Annotated in this window: 16 protein-coding genes and 1 other RNA gene; 10 read left to right on the top strand and 7 right to left on the bottom strand. The window is 68.9% G+C overall.

The window, feature by feature from the left end:
• Positions 1 to 7: 7 nt before the first annotated feature.
• From aroA to H512_RS0120740, 6 genes are all read left to right on the top strand, one after another.
• A complete protein-coding gene (gene aroA / locus H512_RS0120765; RefSeq protein WP_053240115.1) occupies positions 8 to 1,357 on the top strand; it encodes a 3-phosphoshikimate 1-carboxyvinyltransferase in 1,350 nt (449 codons plus the stop codon).
• Positions 1,350 to 1,997: a (d)CMP kinase gene (cmk, locus tag H512_RS0120760; protein ID WP_026785027.1), complete on the top strand. Its 648-nt coding sequence runs from the start codon at positions 1,350 to 1,352 to the stop codon at positions 1,995 to 1,997. Before aroA ends, cmk begins: the two co-directional genes overlap by 8 nt.
• A 251-nt stretch (positions 1,998 to 2,248) precedes the next feature.
• The gene (gene rpsA / locus H512_RS0120755; RefSeq protein ID WP_026785026.1) at positions 2,249 to 3,943 is read left to right on the top strand and encodes a 30S ribosomal protein S1; all 1,695 of its coding nucleotides are present in this window, start codon (positions 2,249 to 2,251) and stop codon (positions 3,941 to 3,943) included.
• A gap of 429 nt (positions 3,944 to 4,372) precedes the next feature.
• A complete protein-coding gene (sppA, locus tag H512_RS0120750) occupies positions 4,373 to 5,332 on the top strand; it encodes a signal peptide peptidase SppA (RefSeq protein WP_026785025.1) in 960 nt (319 codons plus the stop codon).
• A 37-nt stretch (positions 5,333 to 5,369) separates the two neighbouring features.
• Positions 5,370 to 5,660, top strand: coding sequence for an integration host factor subunit beta (locus tag H512_RS0120745; protein ID WP_026785024.1), 291 nt, complete (start codon positions 5,370 to 5,372; stop codon positions 5,658 to 5,660).
• A 222-nt stretch (positions 5,661 to 5,882) separates the two neighbouring features.
• Entirely contained in the window at positions 5,883 to 6,218 is a 336-nt protein-coding gene (locus H512_RS0120740; RefSeq protein WP_026785023.1) for a LapA family protein, read from the top strand.
• Positions 6,219 to 6,407: 189 nt separating this feature from the next.
• On the opposite strand, the gene H512_RS0120735 is transcribed toward H512_RS0120740, so the two are convergent.
• From H512_RS0120735 to H512_RS0120725, 3 genes are read right to left on the bottom strand one after another with little or no spacing between them, the layout of a single operon-like run.
• Positions 6,408 to 7,400: an Hsp33 family molecular chaperone gene (locus H512_RS0120735; RefSeq protein WP_026785022.1), complete on the bottom strand. Its 993-nt coding sequence runs from the start codon at positions 7,398 to 7,400 to the stop codon at positions 6,408 to 6,410.
• On the bottom strand, positions 7,400 to 8,335 hold the full coding sequence (gene argF, locus H512_RS0120730) for an ornithine carbamoyltransferase (protein ID WP_026785021.1): 936 nt from the start codon (positions 8,333 to 8,335) through the stop codon (positions 7,400 to 7,402). The genes H512_RS0120735 and argF overlap by 1 nt, the downstream gene beginning before the upstream one ends.
• A 15-nt stretch (positions 8,336 to 8,350) precedes the next feature.
• Entirely contained in the window at positions 8,351 to 9,568 is a 1,218-nt protein-coding gene (locus tag H512_RS0120725) for an aspartate aminotransferase family protein (protein ID WP_026785020.1), read from the bottom strand.
• 494 nt (positions 9,569 to 10,062) lie between these two features.
• Here H512_RS0120725 and H512_RS0120720 point away from each other — a divergent pair, with 494 nt between their 5' ends.
• Together H512_RS0120720 and H512_RS0120715 are read left to right on the top strand one after the other, a co-directional pair.
• A complete protein-coding gene (locus tag H512_RS0120720) occupies positions 10,063 to 10,617 on the top strand; it encodes a GcrA family cell cycle regulator (RefSeq protein ID WP_026785019.1) in 555 nt (184 codons plus the stop codon).
• A gap of 8 nt (positions 10,618 to 10,625) precedes the next feature.
• The gene (locus tag H512_RS0120715) at positions 10,626 to 11,087 is read left to right on the top strand and encodes a DUF1284 domain-containing protein (RefSeq protein ID WP_036793068.1); all 462 of its coding nucleotides are present in this window, start codon (positions 10,626 to 10,628) and stop codon (positions 11,085 to 11,087) included.
• Here the strand turns inward: H512_RS0120715 and H512_RS0120710 are convergent.
• Genes H512_RS0120710 through H512_RS0120695 form a run of 4 tightly spaced genes read right to left on the bottom strand, consistent with a single transcriptional unit; the run spans position 11,071 to position 16,847 of the window.
• Complete coding sequence (locus H512_RS0120710; RefSeq protein ID WP_026785017.1) at positions 11,071 to 12,705, bottom strand: ABC transporter ATP-binding protein; 1,635 nt, start codon at positions 12,703 to 12,705, stop codon at positions 11,071 to 11,073. The genes H512_RS0120715 and H512_RS0120710 overlap by 17 nt on opposite strands.
• Positions 12,706 to 12,713: 8 nt before the next feature.
• Positions 12,714 to 13,832, bottom strand: a complete 1,119-nt coding sequence (locus H512_RS0120705; protein WP_026785016.1) for an ABC transporter permease — start codon at positions 13,830 to 13,832, stop codon at positions 12,714 to 12,716.
• A 2-nt stretch (positions 13,833 to 13,834) separates the two neighbouring features.
• Entirely contained in the window at positions 13,835 to 14,947 is a 1,113-nt protein-coding gene (locus H512_RS0120700) for a microcin C ABC transporter permease YejB (RefSeq protein ID WP_026785015.1), read from the bottom strand.
• Between the two features lie 28 nt (positions 14,948 to 14,975).
• Positions 14,976 to 16,847, bottom strand: coding sequence for an extracellular solute-binding protein (locus tag H512_RS0120695; RefSeq protein WP_026785014.1), 1,872 nt, complete (start codon positions 16,845 to 16,847; stop codon positions 14,976 to 14,978).
• Between the two features lie 160 nt (positions 16,848 to 17,007).
• On the opposite strand from H512_RS0120695, the gene ffs reads away from it, so the two are divergent.
• Positions 17,008 to 17,104, top strand: an RNA gene (gene ffs / locus H512_RS26780) — signal recognition particle sRNA small type.
• A gap of 24 nt (positions 17,105 to 17,128) precedes the next feature.
• A complete protein-coding gene (locus H512_RS25360) occupies positions 17,129 to 18,925 on the top strand; it encodes a DNA polymerase III subunit gamma/tau (protein WP_084798674.1) in 1,797 nt (598 codons plus the stop codon).
• Positions 18,926 to 18,968: the final 43 nt, after the last annotated feature.

Below are 18,968 nucleotides of genomic sequence, written 5' to 3'. Positions count from 1 at the left end.
CCGCTCCATGGCCAGTCCCGCCGCCCGTCCGCTGACCGCCCTGAAGTCCGGCCCGCTCCGCGGCCGTGTCCGCGTTCCCGGCGACAAGTCGATCTCGCACCGGGCGCTGATGCTCGGCGCGCTGGCCGTCGGCGAGACCGTCGTCACCGGCCTTCTCGAAGCCGAGGACGTCATGAACACGGCGGCGGCCATGCGCGCCTTCGGTGCCACGGTGATCCGCGACGACGACGGCACCTTCCGCGTGCGCGGCCTCGGCGTCGGCGGCCTCATGGAGCCGACCGGCATCATCGACTTCGGCAATGCCGGCACCGGTGTCCGCCTGACCATGGGCCTCGCCGCCGCCCAGCCGATCGCCGTCACCTTCACCGGCGACGCCTCGCTGGTCAAACGGCCGATGGGCCGGGTGCTGGAGCCGCTGTCCGAGATGGGCGTCGAGGTCATCGCCCGCTCCGGCGGCCGCCTGCCGCTGACCATGCGCGGGTCCCGCCTGCCGCTACCGATCACCTACCGGCTGCCGGTGCCGTCGGCGCAGGTGAAATCGGCGGTGCTCTTGGCCGGCCTCGGCACGCCCGGCGTCACCACGGTGATCGAGCCGGTGTTCACCCGCGATCACACCGAGCGCATGCTCCGGGGCTTCGGCGCCGACATCGAGATCGTCGACGAGCCGGGCGGCGGCCGCCGCATCGCGCTGGCCGGCCGGCCCGAGCTGAAGCCGCAGGCGATCGACGTGCCGGCCGATCCGTCGTCGGCCGCCTTCCCGATCGTCGCCGCGACGCTTGTTCCGGGCTCCGACGTCACCGTCGAGGGCGTGCTGATGAACCCCGCCCGCATCGGCCTGATCGACACGCTTCTCGACATGGGCGCCGACATCGAGGTGACGGCCGAGCGAGAGACCGGCGGCGAGCGCCTTGCCGACCTGCGCGTCCGCCACGCCGAGCTTGCCGGCGTGACGGTGCCGGCCGAAAGGGCGCCGTCGATGATCGACGAATATCCGATCCTCGCCGTCGCCGCCGCCGCGGCCAGCGGCGAGACGCGCATGCTCGGCATCGGCGAGATGCGGGTGAAGGAATCCGACCGCATCGCCGCCGTCGTCGCCGGCCTCCGGGCCAACGGCGTCGCCTGCGCCGACGGTCCCGACTGGCTGTCGGTGCGCGGCGGCCGCATCGCCGGCGGCGGTCGCGTCACGACGCATCTCGACCACCGCATCGCCATGAGCTTCCTGGTGCTCGGCCTGGTGTCCGGCAATCCGGTGACCGTCGACGACGCCGCGCCGATCGCCACCTCCTTCCCGACCTTCGAGGCGCTGATGGCCGGCCTCGGTGCGTCCTTCGAGGCGGCGGAGGCGGCCGATGCCTGAGACGCGGAAACCGCTCGTCGTCGCCATCGACGGTCCGGCCGCCGCCGGCAAGGGCACGCTGGCCAAGCGGCTGGCCGACCATCTCGGCCTGCCCTATCTCGACACCGGCCTGCTCTACCGGGCGATCGGCAAGCTGGCGCAGGTTGCCGGCCTCGATCTCGACGACCCCCAGGCGGCGACCGCTGTTGCCGAGCGGCTGGCGCCGGCCGATCTCGGCCGGCCCGACCTCCGGGGGCGCGAGGCCGGCGAACTGGCCTCGCGCGTCGCCATCCATCCCGGCGTCCGCGCCGCGCTCGTCGCCTTCCAGCGCGATTTCGCCGCCGGCCCGGCCGGCGCCGTGCTCGACGGCCGCGACATCGGCACGGTGATCTGCCCCGATGCCGACGTGAAGCTCTACGTGACCGCCAGCGCCGAGGTGCGCGCCCGCCGCCGCACCGACGAACTCCTCGCCAAGGGCCGCGACGTCGCCTTCGAGGCGATCCTCGACGAGGTGAGGGCGCGCGACGCCCGCGACAGCGGCCGCACCGAGGCGCCGCTCAGGCCGGCCGACGACGCCGTGGTCATCGACACCTCGGCGCTCACCCCTGATGAGGTGTTCGCCCGCGCCCTTGCCGTGGTGATGGCGCGCCGCGCCGGCTGAGCCGGGTTGCAGGCTGGCGGAATCGCCCGTTTCAGCCCTTTTGTGCCTTGAAGCGGCGGTCGTCCTCCGCTATAGAAGCGCGACTTTCGGGAGGAGCCTCCGGTTCCGCCCGTGAAGCTGTTCATCCTCGTTCGTCCGGTCGAAGTCGCGTCGGCACCCGCAATGCGGGGTCAGGTGGTTCACCGGGTCGGAGGGACGGGGCAACTCTTACCGCCGACGCCGCCGGCCGAGCCGGCACCCCAGGAGTTTCAATGTCTCAACTCAATCCCACCCGTGAGGACTTCGCCGCCCTGCTCGCCGAGAGCCTGACCGCTTCGGACGTGGCCGAAGGCACCGTCGTCAAGGGCACCATCGTCGCCATCGAGAAGGACCTCGCCGTCATCGACGTCGGCCTGAAGGTCGAGGGGCGCGTGCCGCTGAAGGAATTCGGCGCCAGGGCCCGCGACGGCGAGATGAAGGTCGGCGACACGGTGGAAGTCTACCTGGAGCGCGTCGAGAACGCGCTCGGCGAGGCCGTGCTTTCCCGCGACAAGGCCCGCCGTGAAGAGAGCTGGGTCCGCCTCGAGGTCGCCTTCGAGAAGGGCGAGAAGGTGGTCGGCCAGATCTCCAACCAGGTCAAGGGCGGCTTCACCGTCGATCTCGACGGCGCCATGGCCTTCCTGCCGCGCTCGCAGGTCGACATCCGCCCGGTGCGCGACGTCGCCCCGCTGATGCACACGCCGCAGCCGTTCCAGATCCTCAAGATGGACAAGCGCCGCGGCAACATCGTCGTGTCGCGCCGCGTCGTGCTCGAAGAGACCCGCGCCGAGCAGCGCTCCGAGCTGGTGTCGAGCCTCGAGGAAGGCCAGATCGTCGACGGCGTCGTCAAGAACATCACCGATTACGGTGCGTTCGTCGACCTCGGCGGCATCGACGGCCTGCTGCACGTCACCGACATCGCCTGGCGCCGCATCAACCACCCGTCCGAGGTGCTGTCGATCGGCCAGCAGGTCAAGGTGCAGATCGTCCGCGTCAACCAGGAAACCCACCGCATCAGCCTCGGCATGAAGCAGCTCGAGAGCGATCCGTGGGATGCCATCGAGGCCAAGTACCCGGTCGGCGCCAAGTTCACCGGCCGCGTCACCAACATCACCGACTACGGCGCCTTCGTGGAGCTGGAGCCGGGCATCGAGGGCCTGATCCACGTCTCCGAAATGAGCTGGACCAAGAAGAACGTCCATCCCGGCAAGATCGTCTCGACCAGCCAGGAAGTCGACGTCATGGTTCTCGAGGTGGATTCGGTCAAGCGCCGCATCTCGCTCGGCCTCAAGCAGACGCTGCAGAACCCCTGGGAAGCCTTCCTCGAGAAGTATCCCGTCAATTCGGTGGTCGAGGGCGAGGTCAAGAACAAGACCGAGTTCGGTCTGTTCATCGGCCTCGACGGCGACGTGGACGGCATGGTCCACCTCTCCGACCTCGACTGGAACCGTCCGGGCGAGCAGGTCATCGAGGAGTTCAACAAGGGTGACGTCGTCAAGGCCGTCGTCCTCGACGTCGACGTCGAGAAGGAGCGCATCAGCCTCGGCATGAAGCAGCTCGGTGGCGACCCGATGGAATCGGCCGGCGAGATCCGCCGCAACTCCGTCGTCACCTGCGAGGTGGTCGAGGTCAAGGAAGCCGGTCTGGAGGTGCGCATCGTCGACACCGACATCACCGCCTTCATCCGCCGCGGCGACCTTGCCCGCGACCGCAATGACCAGCGCGCCGATCGCTTCGCCGTCGGCGAGAAGTTCGATGCCCGCGTCACCCAGTTCGACAAGAAGACCCGCAAGGTCGGCCTGTCGATCAAGGCGCTGGAGATCGCCGAAGAGAAGGAAGCCGTCGCTCAGTTCGGCTCCTCCGATTCGGGCGCCTCGCTCGGCGACATCCTCGGTGCCGCCCTCAAGGCCCGCCAGGACGGCGAATAAGCCCCGGCCGGCGCCGGCTAAGCGCCGGTGCCGCAAGGCTTTCCGCATACGAGAAGAGGCCCGCCCGCGCGGGCCTTTTTTCTTGGTACGAAATATTACCATTGCGCCCAAGGTATCCTTGACGGCGGCAAGCATCGGGACAATATTAGTAACTGTCCACTCGATCCGAGTCCGGACGTTAAGACGGGCCTCAACCTTCGAGGCTTGCCGACCTGAAACGATGCTTGGCATCGCAAGGTCAGAACAGAGGGCGTCGCCGAACACGACGCCCTTTTTCTTTTCTTGATTGTTTCCCTGCTCGACTAGACTTCGTCTCAACTCCCGGTGGCGGCTTGACGCATTTGAGGCCGGAACGCGGCTTGCGACTTGCCGGCCGGTTGCCGGACTGCTACCTCAGGGCGATCGAAACCGATTAGCGGAGCGGCGCCCATGATCCTGGATGCGGATGCCATCGTCGAGCGGCGGCGCCTGAGGCGCCGGCTCTATCTCTGGCGCGGTCTCACCCTCCTGCTGGCGCTGGTGCTGGTGGCGGCGCTGGGCTTCTACGCCGGCGGCGACCGGTTTGGCGGCAAGGGCGCCCCCCACATCGCCCGCGTCACCGTCTCCGGCATGATCCTCGCCGACCCCGCCCAGCGCAAGATGCTGAAGGACATCGCCGAGTCCGACGCCGTCAAGGCGGTGATCGTCGCCATCGACAGCCCCGGCGGCACCACCGTCGGCGGCGAGGAACTCTACGACGGCCTCAGGGCCATCGCCGGCAAGAAGCCGGTGGCGGCCACCATGGGCACGCTGGCCACCTCGGCCGGCTACATGACGGCGATCGCCACCGACCGCATCTTCGCCGAGCGCACCTCCATCACCGGCTCGATCGGCGTGCTGTTCCAGTACGGCTCGGTTGGCGAACTGATGCAGAAGATCGGCGTCGAGGTGAAGACGGTGAAGTCGGCGCCGCTGAAGGCAGAGCCGTCGCCCTTCACCTATCCCGAGCAGCCGGGCGCCGCCGCCATGATCCAGCGCCTGGTCGACGACACCTACGCCTGGTTCGTCGACATCGTCGCCGAGCGGCGCGGCCTGTCGCGGCCCGACGCGCTGAAGGTCGCCGACGGTTCGATCTACTCCGGCCGGCAGGCGCTCGGCCTGAAGCTGGTCGACGAGATCGGCGGCGAGGACGCCGCCGTCGCCTGGCTGGAGAAGGAGAAGGGCGTCGCCAAGGACCTTCAGGTGGTCGACTGGAAGCCGGAGAGGCCCTACGGCGGCTTCAGCCTCGCCGATCGCGCCATGGCAGCGGCCGGCCGCCTCGTCGGGCTCGATCTTTCAGCATGGAACAGCGAAGGTCGGCTTGACGGCCTCGTGTCGGTTTGGCACCCTCAAGGCTCGGACCTTCCATGATTTTTTCCTTTGGCCGGCCGGCTGGGAGCATGCGTCCATGATCAAGTCTGAACTGGTTGCGCGTATTGCGGCGCAAAATCCGCACCTCTACCAGCGTGACATCGAGAATATCGTCAACACCATCCTCGGCACCGTGGTCGACGCCATGAAGAACGGCGACCGCGTCGAACTCCGCGGTTTCGGCGCCTTTTCGGTGAAGAGCCGCCCGGCCCGCACCGGCCGCAACCCGCGCACCGGCGAGAAGGTGCCGGTGTCCGAGAAGTTCGTGCCCTTCTTCAAGACCGGCAAGGAAATGCGCGAGCGTCTCAACGACGGCAAGGTGAGCTGACGCTTCAGGCCGGGAAGTGCAGGCGCTTTTCGGACAAGCCGATGCGCGAGGGAACGCACCGGCCCGATCGGGCCCCGAACGGGTGCGTGGTCTGGCAGGAAGAGGACGCAACGGAACGCATCCCGAGGATGCGCGTTGTTCCGGTCCGCCGGACAGGCCGGCAACAGTGAGTGAGGGTGAGGCCGATCCTCCGGGCGGCCGCCGCCCGAGGAGTCCCGCCCCGTGAAAACCTTTCTCCGGATCGTCATCCTCGGCCCGATCGCCATCGTGGTGGTGGCGCTGGCCGTGGTCAACAACCAGCCGGTAAAGCTGGTGCTCGACCCGTTCAACCCGGTGGCGCCCTTCTTCTCGCTGACCGTGCCGCTCTACGTGATCTTCTTCGCCAGCCTGGCGCTCGGCGTGCTGGTCGGCGGCGTCGGCTCGTGGTTCGGCCAGGGCCATGTGCGCCGCGCCGCCCGCCAGAGCCGCCGCGAGGCGGCCCGCCTCAAGGCCGAGGTGGAGCGGCAGCGGCCGCCGGAAGGGCCGGAGACGCTGGCGCTGCGCGGCCCCGGCGCCTGACGGGCCATCGGGTCGGCTGGTGTCACGCCGCAAGAACGCTCGATATCCGCGTCGCATGTCGTTTCGGCGAGGTCCTCCGCCTTGGCGGAGGATGACAGTTATTCAATTGATTTATATAAGAAATCCGCCGTCATGGTCCGCGTGGGAAGGACCATACCGGGCCTGAAGAGGCAAAGGCTTCGGCGACGGTCAGCCTTCCTCGGGCGTCTCGAATTCCTTGGGATCGAAGTCGTAGCGCGTCGAGCAGAACTCGCAGGTGACGCCGATGCGACCGTTCTCCACCATGTCCACCCGCTCGGCCGGCGAGAACGAAGCGATCATCGCCCGCACGGCGTCGCGCGAGCAGCGGCAGCGCTCGACGAGCGGTTGCGGCTCGAACACACGGGCGCCGCGCTCGTGGAACAGCCGGTAGAGCAGCGTCTCGGCGGAAACGGCGGGATCGGTCAGCTCGACGTCCTCGACGGTGCCGGCAAGGCTCTGCGCCTCCACCCAGGCGTCGTCCTCGTCGGGCGTCGCCGCTGTGCCCGGCGCGTCACCGGGATGCAGGTCGCGATGACCGACCCGCTCCGCCGACGCCGGCAGGAATTGCAGGAACAGGCCGCCGACCCGCCAGGCGCGGCGCGGCTCGCGGCCGGGATCGCGCGTCAGCACCTCGGCGACGGCCAGGCGGACGCGGGTCGGGATCTGCTCCGATTGCAGGAAATAGCCGTGCGCCGCTTCCTCCAGCGACCGGCCGTCCAGCTCGACGATGCCCTGGTAGCGGCTCATCTCGGCGCCCTGGTCGACCGTCATGGCGAGATGGCCGCGGCCCAGGAGGTCCTCCGGCCGGTCGCGGCCGGCCTCGACGGCGGCCGCCACGGCGGCGGCGTCGAAGCGGGCGCAGGCACGCAACGCATCGGGGGCCGAGAAATCGACCACCAGCATTCCCACCGGCCCGTCCGACTGCGTCTGCAGGATGAAACGGCCGTCGAATTTCATCGACGTGCCGATCAGCGCCGTCAGCGCCACCGCCTCGGCGAGGAGGCGCGACACGCAAGGGGGATAGTCGTGGCGGCCGAGAATGGCATCGACCGCCGGCCCGAGCCGCACCAGGCGGCCGCGCAGGTCGAGCGCCTCGACGGCGAACGGCAGCACGCTGTCGTCGCCCGGTATCGGCGCGGAGGAGTGGTCGATGCTGCTCATCAGTCTGCCATCGCTCCGAAGCACCAGGCGAGGATGCCCTTGTGGGCGTGCAGCCGGTTCTCGGCCTCGTCGAAGACGATCGAGCGCGGCCCGTCCATAACAGACGAGGTCACCTCGTCGCCGCGATGGGCCGGCAGGCAATGCATGAACACCGCGTCCTTGTCGGCGGCGGCCATCAGCCGGTCGTTGACCTGATAGGGGCTGAGGAGGTTGTGGCGGCGGCGCTCGCCCTCCTCGTCGCCCATCGACACCCAGGTGTCCGTGAACACCGCGTCGGCGCCGTCCACCGCCTCGAAGGGATCGCTGGTCACCTCGATGCGGCCGCCGTTGGCGCGTGCCCATTCGATCGGCCCCTCGGCCGGTGCCAGCTCCCTCGGCGTGGCGATGCGCATGGTGTAGTTGAAGCGGGCGGCGGCGTGCACCAGCGAGTTCAAGACGTTGTTGCCGTCGCCGGTCCAGGCGAAGGTCTTGCCGGCCACCGGGCCGCGGTGCTCCTCGTAGGTCATGATGTCGGCCATCACCTGCGTCGGGTGGCTGACCTTGGTCAGGCCGTTGATCACCGGTACCGTGGCGTATTCGGCCAGCTCGTGCAGCGCGTTGACGTCGAGGATGCGGATCATCATGGCATCGACGTAGCGCGACATGACGCGGGCGGTGTCGGCGATGGTCTCGCCGCGGCCGATCTGCATCTCGGCGCCGGTCAGCATGACGGTCTCGCCGCCGAGCTGGCGCATGCCGACGTCGAAGGAGACGCGGGTGCGGGTGGACGGCCGCTCGAAGATCATCGCCAGCACCTTGCCGGCGAGCGGGCCGACGCCGGGGCGGCAGCCGTCGACCTTGGACTTGAGGTCCTTGGCGCGAGCGAGGATGGCCCGGAGGTCGTCGCCGGAGAGCTGGGTGAGGTCGAGGAAATGCTTGGGAGTGGTCTCGGTCATCTCTATGGGTCTCGCTCAGGCCGACTTGGCGGCGGCCGCGTGCGGCGCGGCGGAAAGGGCGGTGGCGGCGGCATCGATGCGCTTCACGGCTTCGAGGATATCGTCGTCGCCAACGATCAGCGGCGGCAGCAGGCGCACCACGCCGTCGCCGGCCGCCATGGTCAAGAGAAGCTGGTCGCGGAAGGCGGCGTTCATCTCGGCCACCGGCCGGCGGCACTTGAGGCCGATCAGCAGGCCCTCGCCCCGCACCTCCTCGAACACGTCGGGATGGCGGTCGACGACGCCGGCCAGCGCCTGCTTGAAGCGCAGGCTGGCAGCGCGCACCCGGTCGAGGAAGCCGTCTTCCAGCAGCACGTCGAGCACGGCGTTGCCCACCGCCATGGCCAGCGGATTGCCGCCATAGGTGGTGCCGTGCACGCCGGCCGTCATCGCCGACGCCGCCTCCTCGGTGGCGAGGCAGGCGCCGAGCGGGAAGCCGCCGCCGATGCCCTTGGCCACCGCCATCACGTCCGGCGTCACGCCGGCCCACTCGTGGGCGAAGAAGCGGCCGGTACGGCCGTAGCCGCACTGGACCTCGTCGAACACCAGCAACAGGCCGTTGTCGTCGCAGATCTGCCTGAGGGCGCGCAGGCTCTCCGGCGGCAGCACGCGAACGCCGCCCTCGCCCTGGATCGGCTCGACGAGGATGCCGGCCGTCTCCTCGGTGATGGCCGCCTTCACCGCGGCGATGTCGCCGAACGGCACCTGGTCGAAGCCGTCGACCCTGGGGCCGAAGCCTTCGAGGTATTTCTCCTGGCCGCCGGCGGCGATGGTGGCCAGCGTCCGGCCGTGGAAGGCGCCTTCCATGGTGATCAGCCGGTAGCGCTCGGGATGGCCCTTGGCCCAGTGATAGCGGCGCACCGTCTTGAAGGCGCATTCCAGCGCCTCGGCGCCGGAGTTGGTGAAGAAGCAGCGGTCGGCGAAGCTGTTGGCGACCAGCCGCTCGGCCAGCTTCTCCTGCTCGGGAATGCGGAAGGCGTTGGAGACGTGCCAGACCTTGCCGGCCTGCGCCGTCAGCGCCGCGACGAGATGCGGATGGGCGTGGCCGAGGGCGTTGACGGCGATGCCGGAGCCGAAATCGAGCCAGCGATTGCCTCGGGTGTCGATGAGCCATGCCCCCTCGCCTCGCTCGAAGGCCACGTCCGCGCGTGCGAAGGTCGCATAGAGCGGAGAAGTGGAACCGGGGGCGGTCATGACGGGTTTTCCTTGTCGGTAAGGCGACGGGATCGTCGCGGGCGGCCCGCCGCTGTCGTGAGGCGCGGGACGAAAAAAGCAGGCCGCGCCCCCGTTCGTATCCAGCGGCGCGGCCTCTCACGAAGCGGCTCTATAACATGAAAAAAGCCGGAACTGTCAAGGTTTTTGCGGATCTGTCGCCCGAATTGGCGGCAGGCGGACGCGTCTTCCGGACGCCTGCGAATCAGCCGGCGCGGCGCCCGTTGAAGCGTGGCGCCGCTGCCACGATATGTGTTGAAAAGTCGTGAACGGCCGTAAGGCGTGACTCCGCAGTCATTGCGCGCGGCAGAGCGGCCATTGTAGCCTAGCAGTCGTCGCCACGAGATGTCGTGGCGGGACGCTCCAGCGATACAATCGCATGTGTTTTGCGTTGCCGGACCGATAGATGGACCGGGCGTGGCCCGAAGGATTCCGCGGCGGAATGCTCGGGCGGGCGGTGAAGAGAGGATGACAAGATGTCCTGGACCGACGAACGCGTCGAACGTCTCAAGACGCTCTGGTCTGAAGGGTTGAGCGCCAGCCAGATCGCGGCCGAACTCGGCGCGGTGACCCGCAACGCGGTGATCGGCAAGGTGCACCGGCTCGGCCTGTCCGGCCGGTCGAAGCCGCAGGTGCAGCCGTCGAGGCCGACGGTCGCCGCCCCGCCGCGCGTCAAGTCTGCCGCCAGCCGTCCGGTCGCGCAGGGCCAGCCGACCGTCGGCCGGCCGGTGAGCCCGGCCCGGCCGATCACCATCGGCGCCACCGCCCTCAAGGCGGACGCCCAGGCTGATGAAGCGCTGGCGGTGGCCACCGTCGCCGAGAACGAGCCGCCGGCCTTCGAGAAGGTGACCATCCTGTCGCTGACCGAAAGCACCTGCAAATGGCCGGTCGGCGACCCCGGCAAGCCGGACTTCTTCTTCTGCGGCCGCAAGTCGGACGTCGGCATTCCCTATTGCGCCTTCCACGCCCGCATCGCCTACCAGCCGTCGGCCGAGCGTCGCCGCGAGCGCGACCGCAAGGCGGCCGGCTGACTGCCGGCATGGCCGGCGACGGCACGGTGAGGCTGAGGGGGCATCACCTCCTCTGCCTCCTGACCTACAGGGGCCTTGGCTATTCGCCGGCCTTCGTCCGGGGCATGACGGCGATCGCCGCCCGGCTGGCCGCCGGCGCCACGGCCGAGATCGTCGAGGGAGCCGACGACATCTGCGCGCCGCTCTGCGCCGAACAACAGCATCCCCATTGCCACGAGGCGACGGTGCCGGAACGTGACCGCCAGGCGCTGACCCTGGTCGCCGCGGCGCTCGGCCGGCCGCTCGGTACCGGCGACCGCCTTGTTCTCGATGAGAATATCCGCGCCCGGCTGCGCGCCGCCTATGCGGCCGGTGCCTTCGCGCCGGCCTGCGCCCTCTGCGAGTGGCAGCCGCTCTGCCGCGATATCGCCGCCGGCGGCTATAGGGAAACGCTGTTCCACGCGGCTGCCGCCGTCACGTCGCCCCGCTGATGCTCTCGAGGCGGAAGGCGGCGGCCATCAGCGCCCGCGTGTAGGGCTCCCTCGGCGCCGCGAACACCTCGGCGGCCGGCCCCGCCTCCACCACCTTGCCCGACTTCATGACGATCAGATGGTTGGCGAGCGCCCTGACCACCTTGAGGTCGTGCGAGATGAACAGGTAGGCGAGGCCGTGCCGGGCCTGAAGATCGCGCAGCAGGTCGACCACCTGCGCCTGCACGCTCATGTCGAGCGCCGAGGTCGGCTCGTCGAGCATGACGAACTTCGGCTTCAGCACCATGGCGCGGGCGATGGCGATGCGCTGGCGCTGGCCGCCGGAGAATTCGTGCGGATAGCGATGGCGCGTCTCGGGATCGAGACCCACCTCGATGAGCGCCTCGACGACGCGGCCGTCGCGCGCCTCGGCGGACAGCCGGGGCTCGTGCACGGCGAGGCCCTCGCCGACGATCTCGGCCACCGTCATGCGCGGGCTGAGCGAGCCGTAGGGGTCCTGGAACACCGCCTGGATGTCGCGCCGGAGCGGCCGCATTCCCCTGGAGTCGAGACCGTCGATGCGGCGGCCGAGCACGACGATCGGCCCCTCCGAGGAGATGAGGCGGAGGAGGGCGAGGCCGAGCGTCGTCTTGCCCGAGCCGCTTTCGCCGACCACGCCCAGCGTCTCGCCGGCCTTGAGCGTCAGCGACACGCCGTCGACCGCCTTGACGTGGCCGACGGTGCGGCGGAGGAAGCCGGCCTTGATCGGGAACCAGATGCGCAGATCGTCGGCCTCGACCACCACCGGCGCCCCCGGCTGCTCGGCCGGCGGCTCGCCCTTCGGCGCCGCCGCCATCAGGTGGCGCGTGTAGGCGTGCTTCGGCGCCGCGAACACCTCGGCCGTCGGGCCGGCCTCCACCACTTCCCCCCCGGTCATCACCACCACGTCGTCGGCGAAGCGCTCGACGATGCCGAGATCGTGGGTGATGAACAGGATGGCCATGCCGTGCCGGGCCTGCAATGTCTTGAGCAGCGTCAGGATCTGCGCCTGCACGGTGACGTCGAGGGCGGTGGTCGGCTCGTCGGCGATGAGGAGGTCCGGCGCGTTGGCAAGCGCCATGGCGATCATCACCCGCTGCCGCTGGCCGCCCGAGAGCTGGTGCGGATAGGCGGACAGCCGGCTCTCGGGGTCGGGGATGCCGACCTCGGTCAATAGTTCGACCACCCGCCGCCGCACGGCCGCCTCGCCGCTCATGCCGTGCAGCTTCAGGATCTCGCCGATCTGCCGCTCGATCGAGTGCAGCGGATTGAGCGAGGTCATCGGCTCCTGGAACACCATGGTGATCTCGGCGCCGCGGATCTTTCTCAATTCCGCCTCGTCGGCCTTGAGGAGATCACGACCCTTGAACAGGATTTCGCCGCCGGGATGGCGGGCGGCCGGATAGGGCAGCAGGCGGACCACCGACAGCGCCGTCACCGACTTGCCCGAGCCGCTTTCGCCGACCACCGCCAGCGTGCGGCCCTTGTCGAGGTCGAAGGACACGCCGCGGGCGGCCAGCGTCTCGCCTCCCTCCCGGTGGAAGGCGACCGAAAGGTTGCGGACGGAGAGCAGGCGGGCGCCGCCGGCGGCATCAGGCATGGCGGGCCTCATTGGAAGGTCTTGCGCGGGTCGAAGGCGTCGCGCACCGCCTCGCCGATGAAGATCAGCAGGCTCAGCATGACGGCCACCACCATGAAGCCGGTGATGCCCAGCCAGGGCGCGAAGACGTTGGTCTTGCCCTGCCGCAGCAGCTCGCCCAGCGACGGGTAGCCGGCCGGCAGGCCGAAGCCGAGATAGTCGAGCGAGGTCAGCGTGGTGATCGAGCCGTTGAGGATGAACGGCAGGAAGGTCAGCGTCGCCACCATGGCGTTGGGCAGCAGATGCCGGCGCATGATGGTCAGGTTGCCGACGCCGAGCGCCCGCGCCGCCCGCACGAACTCGAAGTTGCGCGCCCTGAGGAATTCGGCGCGCACGACGCCGACCAGATGCGTCCACGAGAAGGCGAGCAGGATCAACAGCAGCACCAGGAAGGACGGCGCGATCACCGACGACACGATGATCAACAGGTAGAGCGTCGGCACGGCGTTCCAGATCTCGATGAAGCGCTGCATCAGGAGATCGGTCAGGCCGCCGTAATAGCCCTGCACGGCGCCGATGGCGACGCCGACCACCGACGAGACGACGGCCAGCGTCAGGCCGAACAGCACCGAGATGCGGAAGCCGTAGAGGGCGCGGGCGATGACGTCGCGGCCCTGGTCGTCGGTGCCGAGCCAGTTCATGTTGCCGAACACGCAGTCGCGGTCGCCCAACCCTTGCGGATAGGCCGAACAACGCTGCGCGGGCGTCAGCAGGAAGGCCGGCGGCGACGGGGCCGGCGTCGGCGCCTCGGTGTTGGGCGTATCGAAGGAGTAGCGCACCGGCGGCCAGATCATCCAGCCGTTGCTCTCGATCTCGTCGCGATTATAGGGGTCGCGATAGTTGGTGATCGCCAGGAAGCCGCCGAATTTCTCCTCCGGATAATCGACCAGCACCGGAAACAGCAGTTCGCCTTTGTAGGAGACGATCAGCGGCCGGTCGTTGGCGAGGACGTTGGAGAGCAGCGTCGCCACGAACAGCACCATGAAGATCCAGAACGACCACCAGCCGCGCCGGTTGGCCTTGAAGTTCTGCCATCTGCGGCGGTTGACGGGCGACAGCCAGGGGCGCCGGGCAGGGGATGCGGCCATCGTCAGACCTCCCGGCTTTCGAAGTCGATGCGCGGATCGATCCACATGTAGGTGAGGTCTGAGAGGATGTTGATGAAAAGGCCCATCAGCGAGAAGACATAGAGCGTCGCGAACACCACGGCATAGTCGCGGTTGATCACCGATTCGAAGGACAGGAGGCCGAGGCCGTCGAGCGAGAAGATGGTCTCGATCAGCAGCGAGCCGGCGAAGAAGGAGGCGATGAAGGCGCCGGGAAAGCCGGCGATGACGATCAGCATGGCGTTGCGGAACACGTGGCCGTAGAGCACGCGGCGCTCGGACAGCCCCTTCATGCGGGCGGTCAGCACGTATTGCTTGCGGATCTCGTCGAGGAAGGAGTTCTTGACCAGCAGCGTCGTGGTGGCGAAGGCGTGCGTCGCCATGGCGGCGAGCGGCAGCGCCATGTGCCAGAGGTAGTCGGCGATGCGCTCGGGCCAGCTCATCAGCGCCCAGCCGTCGGAGGTGAGGCCGCGCAAGGGGAAGATCGACCAGAAGGAGCCGCCGGCGAACAGCACGATCAGCAGGATGCCGAACAGGAAGCTCGGCACGGCGTAGCCGACGGCGATGACGAACGAGGTCCAGACGTCGAAGCGCGAGCCGTCGCGCACCGCCTTGGCGATGCCGAGCGGGATGGAGATGCCGTAGGAGATCAGCGTCATCCACAGGCCGAGCGAAATGGAGACCGGCAGCTTCTCCTTGATCAGGTCGATCACCGAGATGGAGCGGAAATAGCTCTGGCCGAAGTCGAAGCGGGCATAGTTCCACAGCATCAGGCCGAAGCGTTCGAGCGGCGGCTTGTCGAAGCCGAATTCCTTTTCCAGCTTCTTGATGAACTCCGGGTCGAGCCCCTGGGCGCCGCGGTATTTCGAGGTCACCGCCTCGCCGGCCATCTGGTCGGGGGCCGCGTTGTGGCCGCCGAGGTCGGAGCCGGCGCCGGTGAAGCGATCGGTGGCGCCGACGTCGGTGCCCTGCAGCTTGGCGATCACCTTCTCCACCGGCCCGCCGGGCGCGAACTGCACCACGGCGAAGTTGATGGCCATGATGCCGATCAGCGTCGGGATCATCAGGAGGAGGCGGCGGAGGATGTAGCCTGCCATGAAGCGGGGAGCCCTCGTGTGGGTGCGATCAGCGGGAGAGGCCGGTCGCCGCCGCCTTGGCCGCGTCGTACCACCAGATGTCGGGGAAGCCGACCGAATATTTCGGCAGGTCTGCCGGATGGCCGAAGCGGTTCCAGTAGGCGTAGAAGTTGTTGCGCGAGTAGAACAGCGGAATGACGTAGTCGCCGGCCAGCAGCGCCCGGTCGAGGGCGTGCGTCGCGGTGACCAGCGCCTCGCGGTCGGTGGCAAACACCACCTTGTCGATCAGCGCATCGATGGCCGCGTCCTTGATGCCGGCCGTGTTGCGCGAGCCGGGCCGGTCGGCCGCCTGCGATCCCCAGTATTCGCGCTGCTCGTTGCCCGGCGACAGCGACTCCGCCCAGATGGCCGTCGTCATGTCGAAGCGGAAGTCGCGCATGAGGTTCTGGTATTGCGCGTCGTCGACGAGCCGGTAGTCGAGGTCGATGCCGATGCGGGCGAGCGCCTTGGCGTAGGGCGACATGTAGCGCTCGTTGAGCTGGTCGTTGGTCAGGAACTCGATCCGGAACGGCTCGCCGCTCCCGTTGCGCATCTTGCCGTCGCGGATGGTCCAGCCGGCCTCGGCGAACAGCGCCACCGCCTGGCGGAGATTGTCGCGCACCGCCTCGGGCGTGCCGCCGACCGGGTTGGCATAGGGGGTGGTGAACACCGACGCCGGCAGCTTGTCGCGCAGTGGTTCGAGCAGGGCGAGTTCGTCCGGTCCCGGCAGGCCCTTCGAGGCGAGGTCGGTGCCGAAGAAATAGCTGTCGATGCGGTCGTAGAGGTCGAAGAATACCGTCCGCCTCAGCGTCTCGTAGTCGAAGGTGAAGTTGAGGGCCCGCCGGATACGCGGGTCCTGATATTTCGGCAGCCGGAGGTTCAGCGCCAGCGCTTGCATCACGCCGGTGGCCGAGCGCGGGAAGGTCAGGGTGACGACGCGGCCGTCGGCCCTGGCCGGGAAATCGTAGCCGGTCGCCCACATCTTGGCCGAGCGCTCGGCGCGGAAGTCGTATTTGTCGCCCTTGAAGGCCTCCATCATCACCGTCGGATCGAGATAATACTCGTAGGAGAGCCGGTCGAAGTTGTTGGCGCCGGCATTGACCGGCAGCTTCGCCCCCCAATAGGCGGGATCGCGGCTGAGCACCACCCGCTTGCCGGGATCGACGGCGGTCACCTTGTAGGGGCCGGAGCCGAGCGGCGGTTCCAGCGTCGTCTCGCGGATGTTGCGCGGCTTGCCGGCGGCGTCGGTGCCCTGCCACCAGTGCTTGGGCAGCACGTAGAGCTGGCTGAGGATGTGCGGCAGCTCGCGGTTGCCCGGCGCGTCGAAGGTGAAGCGCACGATGCGTTCGCCGGCCGGCTCGGCCTTGACGACATGGGCGTAGTAGCTGGTGAAGGTCGGATAGATCTCCTTCAGCGTGTCGAACGACCAGACGACGTCGTCGACGGTCACCGGCTGGCCATCCTGCCAGCGGGCGGCCGGATCGATCCGGTATTCCGCCCAGGCGAAATCGTCCGGGTAGCGCATGGCGTCGGCGACAAGCGGATAGGAGGCGGAGATGTCCAGCTCGTCGAGCGAGGCGGTGAACAGCGTCTCGTAGGCGAGGGCCACGGCGCCGGTCGGCGTGCCCTTGATGCCGAGGAAGACATTGGTGCTGTCGAAGCTGCCCTCGGCGCCGAAGCGCGCCTCGCCGCCCTTGGGGGCGTCGGGGTTGACGTAGTCGAAATGGGTAAAGCCCTGCGAATAGCGCGGCTCGCCGCCGAGCGCCGTCGCCGTCCGCCAGGCCGGCTCGTCGGCTAGGGCCGGCGCCCCGAGGACGAGCGGCAGGGCGGCGAGGCAGGCGGCGACGAGGCGCCGCGTCCAGAGGCCGGAAGGTCGAATCATCGCGTATCCCCGCTCGAACGGCATTTCCCCGAAATTTCCATCATTGCGGCGCGAAGGCAATGGCTTCGCGCGAAAGCGGTTCCCGAAGCCGCCTTCCAAGGTCGCGCCCTGCAAAAACCACCCCTTGCATTTTGCCGGCAACACCGCGATATGTGGCGCGGGAGGTTGGCGGTGGACGAACCACTCGCCAACCGGGTCAGGTCCGGAAGGAAGCAGCCCCAACGAGTTTCGGCTCGGGTCATCTGTCGACCTCCCACCCTCCGTTTCCCAGGTTTGCGAGCATGCCGGACACTCTGACGCCCGCCGATCAGACGGCAGCCTCGCCCTATCGGGTCCTCGCCCGCAAATACCGCCCCGAGAGCTTCGCCGACCTGATCGGCCACGGCGCCATGGTGCGCACGCTCGAAAACGCCTTCGACACCGGACGCATCGCCCAAGGCTGGATGCTGACCGGCGTGCGCGGCGTCGGCAAGACCACCACCGCCCGCATCCTCGCCCGCGCCCTCAACTACGAGATTCCCGGCGAGGTCGACCGCCCCACCGTGCACATGGACCGCGAGGGCACGCACTGCCGCGCCATCATGGAGGGCCGGCACGTCGACGTCATCGAGATGGACGCCGCCTCGCACACCGGCGTCGACGACGTGCGCGACATCATCGAGGCGGCCCGCTACAAGCCGGTGTCGGCCCGCTACAAGGTCTACATCATCGACGAAGTGCACATGCTGTCGACGCAGGCTTTCAACGCGCTCCTGAAGACGCTGGAAGAGCCGCCCGAGCACGTCAAGTTCGTCTTCGCCACCACCGAGATCCGCAAGGTGCCGATCACCGTGCTGTCGCGCTGCCAGCGGTTCGACCTGCGCCGCGTGCCGACCGGCGAACTGGCCGCCCATCTGACGAAGATCGCCGCCGCCGAGCAGGTTACCGCCGACGAGGAAGCCATCGCCCTGGTCGCCCGCGCCGCCGAGGGCTCGGTGCGCGACAGCCTGACCATCTTCGACCAGGCGATCGCCCATGGCGGCGGCCACGTCGCTGCTGCCGCCGTCCGGACGATGCTCGGCCTTGCCGATCGCGTGCGCGTCGTTGACCTGTTCGAGGCGGCGATGAAGGGCGACGTCGCCGGCGCGCTGGCCATCCTTGCCGATCAGTACGACACCGGCGCCGACCCGGCGGCGGTGCTGACCGACCTCGCCGCCTTCGTGCATCTGGTGACGCGCCTCAAGCATATGCCGGAGGGCGCGGCCGATCCGTCGCTGACCGAGGCCGAGCGGACGCGCGGCCGCGACTTCGCCGACAGGCTGTCGGTGCGCGTGCTCAGCCGCGCCTGGCAGCTGCTCCTGAAAGGCATCCAGGAGGTGCAGACGGCGCCGCGGCCGCTGCCTGCCGCCGAGATGGTGCTGGTGCGCCTCGCCTATGCCGCCGACCTGCCGACGCCCGACGAAGCCCTCAGGATGCTGAAGGACGGCACGTTTCCCGGATTGACCCCACCGGTCGGCGGTCCGTCGCCGGGCGGCGATGGTCCGCGCGCCCGCGCCGCCAATGGCTTTTCCGGCGCCGCCCTGCGCCGCGCCGAGCCCGAGGCGGCGGCCGGCCCGCGCCTCGACAGCTTCGAGGCGGTGGTGGCGCTGGCCGAGAGCAATCGCGACATCGGCCTGAAGTTCGCGCTGGAGCGGCACGTTCGCCTGGTCCGCTTCGAGGACGGGCGCATCGAGTTCTCGCCGGTCGACGGCGCCAATCCGGGCCTCGCCGGCGAGCTTGGCCGCAAGCTCTCCGCCTGGACCGGCCGCCGCTGGATCGTCGCCGTGTCGCGCGACGAGGGGCGGCCGACGCTCTACGAGACGCGCGAGGCGCGTCGCCGCGAAGCGGTGGACGACGCGCTGGCCGATCCGGTGGTCGCCGCCATCTTCCGCCTGTTTCCCGGCGCCGAGATCGTCGACGTCAAGTTCGGCGACGAGCCGGAGGCGCCGACGCCGGCCGGCCCGGTCCCCGGCGGCCCCACCTTCGAGGATACCGGCGACTGGACCGAGGGCTTCATCGACGAGATGCCCGATCCCGGCATCGGCGACTTCGACGACTGAGATTGCATGAAGCCGCGACAGCGGCTTCCGGCGCCAAGCGGCG

The organism is Pleomorphomonas koreensis DSM 23070, assembly GCF_000425185.1.
Lineage (GTDB): Bacteria > Pseudomonadota > Alphaproteobacteria > Rhizobiales > Pleomorphomonadaceae > Pleomorphomonas > Pleomorphomonas koreensis.
Note: the sequence above shows the minus strand (reverse complement) of the source record. Positions and strands in the feature narration are given on the sequence as shown.